This window comes from Roseovarius sp. JB2-10 (genome assembly GCF_055693585.1).
Map to the genome: position 1 here is coordinate 2,635,184 of NZ_CM146337.1, position 14,111 is coordinate 2,649,294.

The 14,111-nt window shown below is 58.8% G+C and carries 12 protein-coding genes and 1 pseudogene; 6 read left to right on the plus strand and 7 right to left on the minus strand.

Annotated features, from left to right (window positions below):
* Window positions 1–4: 4 nt before the first annotated feature.
* From grxD to purL, 5 genes are all read right to left on the minus strand, one after another.
* Window positions 5–367 (minus strand): Grx4 family monothiol glutaredoxin, encoded by a 363-nt coding sequence (grxD, locus tag ACZ1HJ_RS13250; RefSeq protein ID WP_472719131.1) that lies wholly within the window; start codon window positions 365–367, stop codon window positions 5–7.
* Window positions 364–588 carry a hypothetical protein gene (locus ACZ1HJ_RS13255; RefSeq protein ID WP_472719132.1) on the minus strand — a complete coding sequence of 75 codons (225 nt, stop codon included), beginning with the start codon at window positions 586–588 and terminating at the stop codon, window positions 364–366. The genes grxD and ACZ1HJ_RS13255 overlap by 4 nt, the downstream gene beginning before the upstream one ends.
* An 11-nt stretch (window positions 589–599) precedes the next feature.
* The gene (locus ACZ1HJ_RS13260; RefSeq protein WP_472719133.1) at window positions 600–836 is read right to left on the minus strand and encodes a BolA/IbaG family iron-sulfur metabolism protein; all 237 of its coding nucleotides are present in this window, start codon (window positions 834–836) and stop codon (window positions 600–602) included.
* A gap of 78 nt (window positions 837–914) precedes the next feature.
* Window positions 915–1,505: a type III secretion system chaperone family protein gene (locus ACZ1HJ_RS13265; protein WP_472719134.1), complete on the minus strand. Its 591-nt coding sequence runs from the start codon at window positions 1,503–1,505 to the stop codon at window positions 915–917.
* 83 nt (window positions 1,506–1,588) lie between these two features.
* Entirely contained in the window at window positions 1,589–3,754 is a 2,166-nt protein-coding gene (gene purL, locus ACZ1HJ_RS13270) for a phosphoribosylformylglycinamidine synthase subunit PurL (protein WP_472722211.1), read from the minus strand.
* A 133-nt stretch (window positions 3,755–3,887) separates the two neighbouring features.
* Between purL and ACZ1HJ_RS13275 the strand changes: the two genes are divergently transcribed.
* Together ACZ1HJ_RS13275 and ACZ1HJ_RS13280 are read left to right on the plus strand one after the other, a co-directional pair.
* On the plus strand, window positions 3,888–4,913 hold the full coding sequence (locus tag ACZ1HJ_RS13275) for a pyridoxal-phosphate dependent enzyme (protein WP_472719135.1): 1,026 nt from the start codon (window positions 3,888–3,890) through the stop codon (window positions 4,911–4,913).
* A gap of 6 nt (window positions 4,914–4,919) precedes the next feature.
* Complete coding sequence (locus tag ACZ1HJ_RS13280) at window positions 4,920–6,053, plus strand: M24 family metallopeptidase (RefSeq protein ID WP_472719136.1); 1,134 nt, start codon at window positions 4,920–4,922, stop codon at window positions 6,051–6,053.
* Between the two features lie 8 nt (window positions 6,054–6,061).
* Here ACZ1HJ_RS13280 and ACZ1HJ_RS13285 read toward each other — a convergent pair whose 3' ends face one another.
* Both ACZ1HJ_RS13285 and ACZ1HJ_RS13290 read right to left on the minus strand, forming a co-directional pair.
* Window positions 6,062–6,511: a GNAT family N-acetyltransferase gene (locus ACZ1HJ_RS13285; protein WP_472719137.1), complete on the minus strand. Its 450-nt coding sequence runs from the start codon at window positions 6,509–6,511 to the stop codon at window positions 6,062–6,064.
* A 244-nt stretch (window positions 6,512–6,755) separates the two neighbouring features.
* Window positions 6,756–7,661 carry a LysR family transcriptional regulator gene (locus tag ACZ1HJ_RS13290; RefSeq protein WP_472719138.1) on the minus strand — a complete coding sequence of 302 codons (906 nt, stop codon included), beginning with the start codon at window positions 7,659–7,661 and terminating at the stop codon, window positions 6,756–6,758.
* Window positions 7,662–7,820: 159 nt separating this feature from the next.
* Here ACZ1HJ_RS13290 and ACZ1HJ_RS13295 point away from each other — a divergent pair.
* The 4 genes and pseudogenes from ACZ1HJ_RS13295 (at window position 7,821) to argC (ending at window position 14,105) form a co-directional block, all read left to right on the plus strand.
* Window positions 7,821–11,241 (plus strand): annotated as a pseudogene (locus ACZ1HJ_RS13295) (indolepyruvate ferredoxin oxidoreductase family protein).
* A 77-nt stretch (window positions 11,242–11,318) separates the two neighbouring features.
* Window positions 11,319–12,182 (plus strand): lysophospholipid acyltransferase family protein, encoded by an 864-nt coding sequence (locus ACZ1HJ_RS13300; RefSeq protein WP_472719139.1) that lies wholly within the window; start codon window positions 11,319–11,321, stop codon window positions 12,180–12,182.
* 21 nt (window positions 12,183–12,203) lie between these two features.
* Window positions 12,204–13,016 carry a glutamate racemase gene (gene murI, locus ACZ1HJ_RS13305; protein ID WP_472719140.1) on the plus strand — a complete coding sequence of 271 codons (813 nt, stop codon included), beginning with the start codon at window positions 12,204–12,206 and terminating at the stop codon, window positions 13,014–13,016.
* A 60-nt stretch (window positions 13,017–13,076) separates the two neighbouring features.
* The gene (gene argC / locus ACZ1HJ_RS13310) at window positions 13,077–14,105 is read left to right on the plus strand and encodes an N-acetyl-gamma-glutamyl-phosphate reductase (protein ID WP_472719141.1); all 1,029 of its coding nucleotides are present in this window, start codon (window positions 13,077–13,079) and stop codon (window positions 14,103–14,105) included.
* Window positions 14,106–14,111: the final 6 nt, after the last annotated feature.

Genomic DNA, 14,111 nt, shown 5'->3' on the forward strand with positions numbered 1-14,111 from the left:
GGGATCAGGCGTTGGCTTCGCGGATCTTGTCCGCCGCTTCCTTGTCAAAGGCCACGCCATTTTCTTCAAACAGTGTGTCCAACTCACCCGACAACGTCATCTCGGTGATGATATCGCAGCCGCCCACAAACTCGCCCTTTACATAAAGCTGTGGGATGGTGGGCCAGTCTGAATAATCCTTGATGCCCTGACGGATGGCGTCATCGGCCAGTACATTGATATCGGAAAATTCGATGCCCATAAAGTTCAGCACACCCGCGACACGGCTCGAGAACCCGCATTGCGGCATGTCCTTGGTGCCTTTCATAAACAGCACCACGTCATTGGCTTTTACGGTTTCTTCGATCTGGGTTTTGGCGTCGGTCATTTCGATTTGTCCTTTGGTACGAAACTTCTGGCATATTCCTGCGGGTCACGTGGCACTTTCCACGTTGTGACATGTCCGCCGCCCATGCCGGATTGGTAGTCAGCGGTCAGGGTATGGTATCCCTTGCCGGGTTCGCTGCCGCGCAGCTTGATGCTTTTGCTCTTGCCCATACGGGCCAGCGCACCGACGGCCAGCACGATCAACGCACTGATGATTAGCACGGAGATGTCCATCAGTCAGGTGCTTTCGTTGTCAGTGCCAGGGCATGTACTTCGCCCGCAGGCCCGTCCATTTTGCCCTTGAGGGCCGCGTAAACGGCGCGCTGTTGCTGGACGCGATTTTTGCCGCGAAAGCTCTCGTCGATCACCTCTGCCGCGAAATGTGCCCCATCATCCCCCTGAACGGTGATCTGTGCATTGGGAAAAGTTTCGCGGATCAACGCTTCGATGTCTGTGGCGAGAATGGCCATCCGAGCCCTCCTTGGTACGTATCTCATGATGTAGAGTGCACGCCGGGCAAGCGCAAGGTGTCAGACGTGAGCCATAGTTCAGATCTCTTCGCCCTTCTTCAGCAAATCTTCGATCAACTGGCGTTGGATCGCGCCGCTGTCACCGCCGCCAAATTGCAACCCACCGCCGGAATAAAGCGTGCCATAGGATTGCGCCAGATTGACCGTTTGCCCCAGCCCGGAAATGAATTCATCTTTTTCCAGGGGTGACAGAGGGTGAATAAACGTGGCCCAGAGAATGCCCTGCGCAACCGCGTAGCGCGCGTCCAGTGCGGTATCGAAATTTGCCTGCATCATGCGCAGAAGGTCTTCTTGTGTCAGCCCGTCGGCGTTTCGTACGGGCGACATGGCCCGCATACGGTCCGCCGCTTCATCCGTCACGATCAATACCGCCGCGTCGCCGATTTTCAGCTGCCACACGCGACCATCGCTCTTGGCTTCAGGATCGAGCGCCATGATGATCTCGTTCAGGGTTTCAAGCGTCATCGGCGGTTCAAGCACAACCTCAGCCTCAGGGGTTTCCGGGGCGGCGTCCGGTGCGATTTCCGGCGCAGTTTCGGGGGTGCTTTCCTGCGCTGTTGCCATGAATGGCAAAAGGGTCAGGCAAAAGGCAGCGAGCATTCGAAGCATAGGGACATCCTTTCAGGTCTGGCCCCAACCTGACATGCGCGTTTCAGCCGCGCTATGCCCCTGATACAAATGTGATCAAAAGTTCAGTCGAAGATCGCGCCGAATGTGCTGCGGAAAACGCCCGACAAATCGGCAAGCGGCGCGGATGAGGCGCCAAACGCGACCGTGTCACCGGCAAACCGACCTACCTGCGCCACCGGGACGCCTGCCGTCTTGGCCGCATCGGTCAGGGCTGCGGCATCCTCGGGCGACGCGGCAATCAGATAGCGCGCCTGATCTTCCCCAAAAAGCGTAGCAGTATCCTCACTGTCGATTGTCACACCCATACCCGCCGCTTCGGCCAGCTCAAACGCAGCCAGCGCCAGACCACCATCCGACAGGTCCGTGCAGGCACCGATCCGGGCATGGTGGGTGCGAATGAAATCACCGTTGCGTTTTTCTGTGTCCAGATCGACAGGCGGCGCGTCGCCTTCGGCACGGCCATGCATTTCGGCCAGCAGGGCGGATTGCCCCAGATGGCCCGCGGTTTCTCCGACCAGCAGGGCGACATGCCCGTCCTGCGCCTGTCCGGTGATGGCATCACCCGACGCTTCGATCAGGCCAACCGCACCAATCGTCGGCGTGGGCAGGATCGCAGCACCGTCGGTTTCATTATAAAGCGACACGTTGCCCGACACGATGGGCATATCAAGGGCGGCAACCGCTTGACCGATGCCTTTGATCGCGCCCACAAACTGCCCCATGATCTGCGGCTTTTCAGGATTGCCAAAATTCATGTTGTCGGTGGAGGCAAGGGGCAGGGCGCCCACGGCGGTCAGATTGCGATAGGCCTCGGCCACGGCCTGTTTGCCGCCCTCAACCGGGTTGGCTTGCACATAGCGCGGCGTCACGTCTGAGGTGAAGGCCAACAACTTATCAGTGCCATGCACGCGCACCAGACCCGAACCCAGACCGGGCGTACGGGCGGTATCGGCCATCACCATCGTGTCATATTGCTCGAACACCCATTCGCGCGACGAATAGTTGGCGGATCCGATCAGCGCCTTGAGCCCGTCGATCGGATCAACCGGCGCAACGCTTGTTGGATCAAGCGCGGCAGCAGCGGGTGTTTCTTCCCAAGGGCGATCATATTCCGGTGCGGTGGAGCTCAGTTTCGACAGCGGCAGGTCGGCCTTGACCTCATTATGGTGCAGGATCAGGAAGCGATCTTCGGCGATGGTCTCGCCCACGATGGCGAAATCGAGGTCCCATTTTTCGAACACGGCGCGGGCTTCGGCCTCAAGCTCAGGCTTCAGGACCATCAACATGCGTTCTTGCGATTCCGAGAGCATCATCTCGTAGGCGGTCATGTCTTCTTCGCGCTGCGGCACGTCTTCCAGCGAAAGTTTGACGCCCAGACCACCCTTGTCGCCCATTTCCACCGCAGAACATGTCAGGCCCGCGGCCCCCATATCCTGAATCGAAATCACCGCACCGGTGGCCATCAGTTCCAACGTCGCCTCCATAAGGCGCTTTTCGGTGAACGGGTCACCGACCTGCACCGTGGGGCGCTTTTCTTCGATACTGTCATCAAATTCAGCGCTGGCCATGGTGGCCCCGCCCACGCCGTCGCGACCGGTCTTGGCGCCCAGATAGACCACGGGCATGCCGACGCCCGATGCCGCTGAATAAAAAATCGCGTCCGTATCTGCGAGGCCTGCCGCAAAGGCATTGACCAAACAATTGCCGTTATAGGCCTTGTCGAACCGGACTTCGCCGCCTGCCGTGGGCACGCCGAAGCAATTGCCATACCCGCCCACACCGGCCACCACGCCATGCACCAGCTGGCGGGTCTTGGGATGCGATGGCTCCCCAAAGCTGAGCGAGTTCATCGCCGCGATGGGCCGCGCGCCCATGGTGAAGACATCGCGCAGAATGCCCCCCACGCCGGTGGCCGCCCCCTGGTAGGGTTCGATATAGCTGGGGTGGTTGTGGCTTTCCATTTTGAAAACAACGCATTGGCCGTCACCGATATCGACGATGCCCGCGTTTTCACCGGGCCCGCAAATCACCTGTGGGCCTTCGGTAGGCAGTGTCCGCAGCCATTTCTTGGAGGATTTGTAGGAGCAATGCTCATTCCACATCGCCGAGAATATCCCAAGCTCGGTAAAGCTCGGCTCGCGTCCGATGATCTCAAGGATGCGCGCGTATTCGTCGGGCTTGAGGCCATGGGCCTCGATCAGCTCGGGCGTGATTGCCGGGTCCTGCATCTGAATGGAATCCCCCACGTGTTCCGTTGGCGTCTCTTTAGGGTATTGCTGGCCGTTGGGAAAGGCCCTGTCGCCATGATGCTTGACCATTTTGAGCGTATCGGTTTCAGTCGCGCCAAATGAGGGAGAGATCATGGAAAACCTGCAGAACCCATGGCGGGGCAAAGGCCTGTCTGATGAAATTCTGAGCGGCGCGCCCTATCCCAGTGTGGATGCGGCTGCGCCCACAGGCCTGCTGACCCGATGCCCGGCGGCGAATGAGACGCCGATGCTGCGGATCGATGGGCTGGGCGCGCAGGTTTGGGCCAAGGATGAACGCCAGCGCATGGGTCTGGGCAGTTTCAAGGCCCTGGGTGCTGCTTACGTGATCGCGCATCAAGCGGCGGCCACCGGCAAATCTGATCTCACAAATGTCCTGGCGGGCGAAACCTTTGTCAGCTCCAGCGCGGGTAATCACGGCCTCTCCATTGCGGCGGGGGCCAAGGCCTTTGGGGCCAAAGCAGTGATATACCTTTCCGAAACCGTGCCCGAAGGGTTTGCCGAGCGTCTGCGCGATCTTGGTGCTGACGTGGTCCGCGCCGGTTCGGATTACGAGGGCAGCATGACCGCCGCGATGGACGCCGCGCATAAAAACGGCTGGACCATCTTGTCGGACACGTCCTGGCCCGGGTATTTCGACATCCCGCATCGGTTGATGGAAGGCTATCTGGTCATGGCGGCAGAGGCCGAAAGGCAAATGCCCGAGCCACCGACGCATATCTTTCTGCAGGCCGGTGTGGGCGGGTTGGCCGGGGCCTGCGCCGCCTATTTCCGCAAAGTGTGGGGCGACGCACCTCAGATCATCGTGGTCGAGCCCGAATTTGCCCCTGCGTTGCAGGTCAGTGCGCGGGAAGGCAAATGCGTCAATACCGAGGGGCCGGTTTCAGACATGGGGCGGCTTGATTGCAAGGAGCCGTCGCTCATTGCGCTCAACGGTCTGGCGCGCGATGCGGATCAGTTTGTGACCATCAGCGAAGAAGAAGGCTTTGCCGTGTTGCCGGTGCTTGCCGATCAGGACGCGGCCACCACCACGTCGGGCGGGGCCGGACTGGCCGCGACGCTGGCGATGGATCTGCCTGCGGATGCGCGTGTGCTGTGTTTCATCAGCGAGGAGGCCTGAGATACAATGACGGGGTTTCCGGAGAGCGAATTCCAGACACGGTTGACGATGGCTCAAACCAGAATGAGCGACACTGGCCTGAGCGCCATTCTTCTGACAACCGAGCCGGAAATCCGCTACTTCACCGGCTATCTGACCCGGTTCTGGGAAAGCCCGAGCCGGCCTTGGTTTCTGGTGGTTCCGGCCAGCGGTAAACCCATTGCGGTGATCCCGTCGATCGGCGCGGCCTTGATGGGCCGCACCTGGATTGACGATATCCGGACCTGGTCTGCCCCTGATCCGGCGGATGACGGTGTGACCCTGCTGGCCGCTACGCTGCGCGAGGTGGCTGCGGAGGGTAAGATTGGCGTGCCCTCCGGTCCGGAAAGCCACCTTCGGATGCCGCTGATTGATTTTGACCGGGTCAAAACAGCCTGCGGGCTGCCTTTCACGGATGATCGCGGCATCGTTGCGGCGCTGCGCATGATCAAATCGGACGCCGAAATCGAAAAGATTGCCGCGATTTGCACGATTGCGGGCCGTGCCTTTGGCCGGATGGGTGAAATCGCTGGCGCGGGTACGCCCTTGGCGCAGGTCTTCCGCAATTTCCAGCGGTTGTTGCTGGAGGAAGGCGCGGATTGGGTACCGTACCTGTCGGGGGGCGCCGGACAGGGGGGATATGGTGACGTTATCTCGCCAGCAACAGACACGCCGCTTGTCGCTGGTGATGTGTTGATGCTGGATACAGGCGCAGTGCTGGATGGGTATTTCTGCGACTTTGATCGTAATTTTGCGATTGGTCATGCCCGTGACGCCGCTCAATCTGGTCATCAGCGCCTGATCGAGGCAACAGAAGCCGGGCTTGAGGCGTCGCGTGTCGGTGCCCGTGCCAGCGATGTCTGGAAGGCCATGGCTGATATCGCGGGTGGCGGTGAGGGGGCGGGCAGGCTTGGCCACGGGCTTGGTATGCAACTGACCGAAGGACTGTCCCTGACAGCAAAGGATCACACCATTCTGCAGCCGGGTATGGTCATCACGCTGGAGCCGGGAACGGAAACCGAAAACGGCATGCTCATGGTCCATGAGGAAAATATCGTGATCACCGATGCCGGGCCGCGCCTGTTATCGCCGATGGCCGCGCGCGACATTCCTGTGCTTTGAGCCACCAGCTACCCGAGAGGGTATTCCAGAAGCGGAAGCACCCGACCGGGGATGGATCCGGACGGCGCGGTCCCGACAGGGCGGGCTCCAACGCGCTCGTAAAACGCGGCTGCCTTGGGTTCGGCCACGATCACAAGGCGCGTGTGCGAAATCTCCCGTGCCGCGGCAACCGCCCACTCAAAAAGTAGCGTGCCAATGCCCCTGCCAATAAAGGGGGGATCAACAAACATGCCCATCAGGTCAGCATCGTCACCGTCGGGGCCAACCTGCGCCACACCGGCCAGCTGGCCATTTTGCTCGGCCACGGCGAGTGCTGTTGTCGTCAGGTCGTCCGGGCGCAGCGTCAGCTCCTCGGCGCAGGCCGCCATGAATGCAGCGTCATAGCCCCAATGCGCCTTCGACCGGAGTTGCAGCGCCGACAAGGCGTCCAACTCGGACAAAAGAGGCGGGCGGATCACGGTGGTGGTCATAAGGATGCGTAATTCACGCAGGTTCAGGACGCAACGCAGAGGCCGGGCGCTTGCGCAAAAAAAGGGCCGAGCAAAAGCTCGGCCTTAGTCCAACAGGGAGGTATGATGGTGACCGCCTCGCGGCTATCACCGTCATGGGTTGAATTAGGCACCCAAAGTGAGTCGTTCAAGGATAAATATGCCGCACCCGCAGCATTGCCGGTATGCGTTGCGTGCATACCACGGTTAAAAATCAGGCAACTTGCTGATTTTTTGTGATTTTCCTGTAATTTACGATTTCTTCCTGCACAAAGTCGCGGAACACAGAAATCCGTTTTGAATGCCGTAATTCCTCTGGATAGGCCAAAAATACCGGTACTTCGACTGATTCTACCCCTGGTAGAACATTCACAAGCTGCGGGAAATCATTGATCAGGTAATCCGGCAGTACGCCGATACCAAGATTGTTCAAAACGCTTTGCAAGACGCCGTAGTAGTTATTGACCGTCAGGAGCGATTCAATGTCATGCGTCATCAGGTCATTGACGAATTCCGCCCCGGCGCCAACCTGCGCGGATCGGGGGTTTTGACAGATCAACCTGTGCTCTCGCAGATCTCCTGCGGCGTGTGGCACCGGATGCGTCTCCAGATAGCTTTTTGCGGCATAGAGCTTCATATGCACGCTCATCAACCGCTTGCGGATCAGATCCGCCTGGCTCGGCTCTTTCATGCGGATCGCGATATCGGCCTCGCGCATCGGCAGGTCCAGCACCTTTTCTTCGAGCATCAGGTCGATTTTGAGATCAGGGAATTTCTCATAGAGTTTCGGCAGGCGCGGGGCCAGCCATAAGGTGCCAAAGCCGATGGTGGTGGTGACACGCAGTTCGCCATAGACCTCTTCTTCACTATCCCGAATGCGTGCCGTGGCTGCATCCAGCCGCTTCATCATGGCGCGGGTCGCATCAAACAAAAGCTCACCCTGTTCGGTCAGAATAAGCCCTCGGGCATGGCGGTGGAAAAGCGTGGCACTGAGTGATTCTTCCAGCGCCCGGATCTGACGGGAAACCGCAGATTGCGACAGGTGCAGCTGATCTCCCGCATGGGTCAGGCTGCCAGCATCCGCAACGGAATGAAATATTCTAAGCTTGTCCCAATCCATATCCGCAACTTTCGAGTCATTCTATTCGCGCTCACGCAATAGCAAATAATTCTGCGACTTACACGGGCCGTTAACAATAATTCTGCTTGGTAGGTCATATATTTTGACCTATTATGGGGTTATATTCAATAAAGATGGTCACATGTGGGGAGGTCCGCAATGAGCACGCAAGCGATAACGTTGAACGATCGGTTTGATCTTGAAAAATCACCGGTCTTGCTGAACGGAACGCAGGCGCTTGTGCGACTGATGCTGGCGCAGGCCGCACGTGATCGGGCGGCGGGCTTGAACACAGCCGGCTATGTCACCGGATACCGCGGGTCGCCTCTGGGCGCGGTCGATATGCAGATGACCCGCGCCGCCAAGGTTCTGGGCGAGGCCAGTATCACCTTTAACGAAGGCCTGAACGAAGATCTGGCCGCCACGGCGCTCTGGGGCAGCCAGCAGGCAGAATTGCGCGGCGAAGGCAAATATGACGGCGTATTCGGCCTCTGGTACGGCAAAGGTCCGGGTGTGGACCGGTCCGGTGACGTCATGCGCCACGCCAACATGGCGGGCACCAGCAAATTCGGCGGTGTGCTGATGGCGATGGGCGATGACCACACCGGCGAATCCTCGACCGTGTTGCACCAATCGGAATGGGCGTTGGTGGATGCCTATATGCCTGTGGTCAGCCCCGCGGGTGTGCAGGAAATCATTGATTTTGGCATCTACGGATACGCGCTGAGCCGTTTTTCCGGTCTTTGGGTCGGCCTGAAGACGATGAAAGATACGGTCGAGGCCACATCGGTGGTGGATGGCAGCATCGACCGGGTGCAACTGGTGACCCCCGATTTTGACATGCCCGAAGGTGGCTTGAACATCCGCCTTGGCGATACACCGCATCTGCAAGAGACGCGGATGATCGATTTCAAACGCTTCGCCGCGGAAGAATTCAGCCATGTCAACAAAATGGACAAACGCGTGCTGGGGAAACCGGGTGCGAAAATCGGGCTGGTGGCGGCGGGTAAAAACTGGCTCGACCTCGTTCATGCCCTGGATCTGTTGGGCATTGATGCACCCGAGGCTGAACGGCTGGGCATTACAACCTATAAGGTCGGCCAAACCTTCCCGCTGGACATGAAAGGCTTCCACAGCTGGGCGGAAGACCTTGAGCTGATTGTAATTGTTGAAGAAAAGCGCAAGCTGATCGAAGTGCAGGTCAAAGAAGCAATATTTGATGATCGCCGAGGTCGCCGGGTCTATGGCTGGTACAAGGGCGGCACGGGCGGGCTGCACCGCGAAGAGCTGTTTCCCACCCGTGGCGCGCTGGACCCGATCATGATTGCCGAAAAGCTCGGCGGAATTCTGGTTGAGGAAGGGCGTGGGACCGAACGGGTCAAGGCAGGCCTTGATATGCTTGCTGACGCGCGTCGAAACGACAACGCCGAGGAAATCGCCTCGCGGCTACCCTATTTCTGCTCGGGTTGCCCGCATAACTCCTCCACGAAAATCCCAGAAGGCGCGCGTGCCTATGCCGGGATCGGATGCCATTACATGGTGCAGTGGATGGACCGCGAAACAACCGGTTTCACCCATATGGGCGGAGAAGGCGCAAATTGGATCGGCGAGGCACCGTTTTCGACCCGGGCGCATGTGTTCCAAAATCTGGGCGACGGCACCTACAACCATTCGGGCGTTCAGGCCATTCGCGCGGCTTTGGCCGCGGGCACCAACATCACCTACAAGATCCTCTACAACGACGCCGTCGCCATGACCGGTGGCCAATCCAACGAAGGCGGACTGGATGCGCCGCGTATTGTGGCCGAACTCAAGGCGATGGGCGTGAAACATCTTGCTGTCGTCTATGATGAAAAAGAGGATGTCGACATCAAGTCATTCCCGCAAGGCATTGAAATCAAAGAGCGGTCCGAATTGATGGGTGTTCAGAAATCAATGTCTGAGATCGAGGGGGTCAGCGCCATCGTTTATGTGCAGACCTGCGCCGCGGAAAAACGCCGCCGTCGCAAACGCGGTCTGTTTCCGGACCCTGATAAACGCGTCTTTATCAACACGGATATCTGCGAAGGATGCGGCGATTGCGGGGCGCAGTCCAATTGCGTGTCAATTGTGCCTGTTGAGACGGAACTGGGCCGCAAACGGGCCATTGACCAATCGAGCTGCAACAAGGATTTCAGCTGCGTCAACGGGTTCTGCCCGTCTTTCGTGACCCTTGAAGGCGCCAAGATTCGCAAGGAAACAACGGCGGAGATTGAAATTCCCGATTTGCCGCAACCCAAATTGCCCAGCATCGACGGGACACATAACGTCGTGATCACCGGCGTCGGGGGCACGGGTGTGGTGACCATTGGTGCGGTGCTGGCACAGGCCGCACAGATTGATGGCAAGGGCGCTGGCATGATGGAAATGGCAGGCCTCGCGCAAAAGGGCGGTGCCGTGCATATCCATTGCCGGTTGGCGGAACGCCCGGAGGATATTGCCGCCATCCGTGTGGCCACAGGGGAATGTGATGCTCTGATCGGCGGCGATTTGGTGGTGAGCGCGGGGGCAAAGACCCTGGGCCTGACCAAACGCGGCCGTACCGGAGCCGTGGTCAACAGCCATGAGATCATCACCGGTGACTTTACCCGCGATACGGAATTCAAGCTCCCCACGGACCGGCTCGAACTGGCGCTGGAAGCGCGGCTCAAGGACGGCGTGCAGATGTTCGATGCCACGGATCTGGCGCGGATCACCATGGGGGATCTCGATCTTCTCCAACATGATGATTTTCGGTGCCGCATGGCAACGCGGGTTGATCCCGTTGAGCCTTGACTCGATCACGGCTGCGATTGAGTTGAATGGGGCGGCTGTGGCCAAAAACCTACGCGCATTCGAGATCGGTCGCTGGACCGCCACACATCCCGAAGACGCCGCCCGCGTCGTGCAGCCCACAGTCGTTGAGTTGCCAAAATCGACCGAAGAGAAAATCGCCTTTCGCGCGGATCATCTGGTGGCGTATCAAGGCAAGGGCCTCGCCAAAAGATACCGCAAACGCGTGGGTGCCGTTGAAGATGAAGGCGTAAAGGCCGCCGTGGCACAGGGGTATCACAAGCTCTTGGCCTACAAAGACGAATACGAAGTCGCCCGGCTTCTGCTTCGGTCGCAAGAAAAGGCCGCGGCGGAGTTTGACGGCGATTTCAAAATGACGTTCCATCTTGCGCCGCCGATCCTGTCCAAGACCGGGTCGGATGGACGCCCTGCCAAACGCAGCTTTGGCGCATGGATGGCCGGACCGTTGAAGTTGATGTCGAAGCTCAAATTCCTGCGGGGCACGCCGCTGGATATGTTCGGCTATTCATCGGAACGGCGCATGGAACGCGGTCTGATCAAGCAATATGAACGTGATCTGAAAGAGGTTCTGCCCAAGCATGACAGCGCCACGCATGATGCGATTGTTGCTCTGGCGTTACTGCCGCTTCAAATCCGCGGGTTTGGCCCGGTGAAAGAAGCCAACGCTGCCAAGGCCGCGAAGCGCCGAGAAGAACTGTTGGCGGTCATCCGCGCGGGCGGGGTGCAGGTGTCAAAAGCTGCAGAGTAATTGTCACAAATCTGTGGTAGAAGTGCGTAATACCCAAATTGTCCGGGAACCGGGTTTGCAGGTTTGAGGGAAACGGCATGCCGCAACAGCGCCATATCGCACGGGATATCAGCTATTCACATTCCGCAGAAACGCGCGGTGGCCGGGCGCTGATCCGAACTATGGAAAACCTGACCGGGCGTTTGAGGCTCATCAAACGCGCGGATGGGTACGAGGATGAGGTCGCATCGGGCCGGGATTTCTGGCAGGTCATGGCCGATCGATACGGGTTGTCGCTTGATGTGCAGGGTGGATCGCTGGCGGATATTCCGTCGCAAGGTCCACTGATCCTGATTGCCAATCACCCTTACGGTATTCTGGACGGGCTGATGATGGGTCTTGTCTTGCGCCAGACCCGGGGTGATTTTCGTATCCTGGCCAATTCGGTGTTTCGCAAGGCGGATGAATTGAACCGATATGTTCTGCCCGTGAGTTTTGATGAGACGCGCGAAGCCCTGCAGACAAATCTGCAGACCCGGCGGGAAGCATTGGATTTCCTCAACAACGACGGCGCCATCGGGATTTTTCCGGGCGGCGCGGTTGCGACCTCCGCACGGCCGTTTTCGCGGCCTATGGATCCGGGCTGGGGCAGTTTTACCGCCCGTCTGATCGCGAAGTCGCAGGCGACCGTGGTGCCGATGTTCTTTGACGGGCAGAACAGCCGGTTGTTCCAGATTGCCAGCCATATGCATCAAACCCTGCGCCTTGGGTTGCTGATCAAGGAATTTGGCCGACGGGTGGATGCGCCGGTAAAAATAGCGATCGGAGAGCCATTGGGGCACAATATTCTGCATCCTTTGGCCAGTGACGCGAAATCCCTCATGGAATTCCTGCGCCATAGGACGTATGAGCTTTCTTCAAAGCCGATTGATCCGAAAATGGTCGGCTATGAATGGAATTGAAGGCGCTTTGGCGTAGGCATAATGGCAGTTGGTATTTTCGATAGCGGGCTTGGCGGCCTGACGGTTCTGGACGCAGCGCAAAAGCGCTTGCCGGACATGCCGTTCGTCTATTTCGGCGATAATGCCCACGCGCCCTATGGGGTCCGCGATGCCGATGATGTTTACGGGCTGACCAAGTCCGCGGTGTCGCATTTGTGGAATGCAGGGTGTGATCTGGTGATTCTGGCCTGCAATACCGCGTCGGCGGCCGCGTTGCGGCGCATGCAAGAAGCCGGTGTGCCCGAGGGCAAACGGGTTTTGGGTGTGTTTGTACCGCTGATCGAAGCGCTGACCGAGCGGCAATGGGGTGATAATTCCCCGCCGCGGGAAGTGGCCGTGAAACACGTGGCCCTGTTCGCGACACCAGCGACCGTGTCCAGCCGGGCGTTTCAGCGGGAACTGGCCTTTCGCGCCATCGGCGTCGATGTTGAGGCGCAGGCCTGCGGTGGTGTCGTCGATGCCATCGAAGACGGCGACTTGATCCTGGCGGAAGCGCTGGTGCGCAGCCATGTCGATGCCCTCAAGCGTAAAATGCCCGAACCGCAAGCCGCGATCCTGGGCTGTACGCATTACCCGTTGATGGAAGAGGCGTTCCAGCAAGCCTTGGGACCGGATGTGAAGGTGTTTTCGCAGGCCAGTCTGGTTGCAGAGAGCCTTTCGGACTATCTCGAACGGCATCCGGGCATGATGGGAAGCGCGACGGAAACACAGTTTTTAACGACCGGGGATGCCAAGCGTGTCTCGGACCGTGCAACGCAGTTTTTGCGACGAAAAATCGAGTTTCAGGCCGCATAGATTGCCGCCCCGCTGATTTTTTCCTAAACGCTACCATGAGATTACAGAAAGAGGTCTGACATGACCCATAAAATCGCCATTCTGGGCGCCTCCGGGTATACTGGCGCCGAACTTGTCCGGCTGATCGCCACCCATCCCACGATGGAGGTCGCCGCTCTTGCCGCCAACTCCAAGGCCGGTCAGTCGATGGCTGACGTGTTCCCGCATCTGCGCCACCTTAACTTGCCCAAGCTGGTCACGATTGATCAGATTGATTTTGCCGGAATTGATCTGTGTTTTTGTGCGCTGCCGCACGCGACATCGCAGGCGGTGATCAAGGACCTGCCAAAAACCCTGAAAATCGTCGATCTGAGCGCGGATTTCCGGCTGCGGGATCCGGAGATTTATGCCAAGTGGTACGGTGGCCAGCACGATGCGCTCGATTGCCAGGCAGAGGCGGTCTATGGCCTGACCGAGTTTTACCGGGATGACATCCGGCAGGCGCGGTTGGTTGCGGGTACCGGCTGCAATGCGGCCACTGGCCAGTTTGCCGTGCGGCCTTTGATCGCGGATGGTGTGATCGATCTGGATGACATCATCATCGACCTCAAAACTGGGGTCAGCGGTGCCGGGCGCGCGCTGAAGGAAAACCTGTTGCACGCGGAGTTGTCCGAGGGCAGCCACGCCTATGCGGTGGGTGGAACACATCGTCACCTGGCCGAGTTTGATCAGGAATTCAGCGCCGTGGCCGGGCGGCCGGTCAAGGTCCAGTTCACGCCACATTTATTGCCTGCAAACAGGGGGATAATCGCCACTGTTTATGTAAAAGGCGATCCGCAGGACGTCTATCATTCTCTGGAACGCGCCTATAACGATGAACCATTTGTCGAAGTGCTGCCCTTTGGGCAAGCGCCCAGCACACGGCATGTCAGGGGCAGCAATTTTTGCCATATCGGCGTCAGCGGTGACCGGATTGAAGGGCGCGCTATTGTGATTGCCGCGTTGGACAATCTGACCAAAGGCTCCAGCGGGCAGGCCTTGCAGAACGCGAATCTGATGTTAGGTGAAGACGAGACGTTGGGCCTGATGCTGGCCCCACTCTTTCCGTAACGGGGG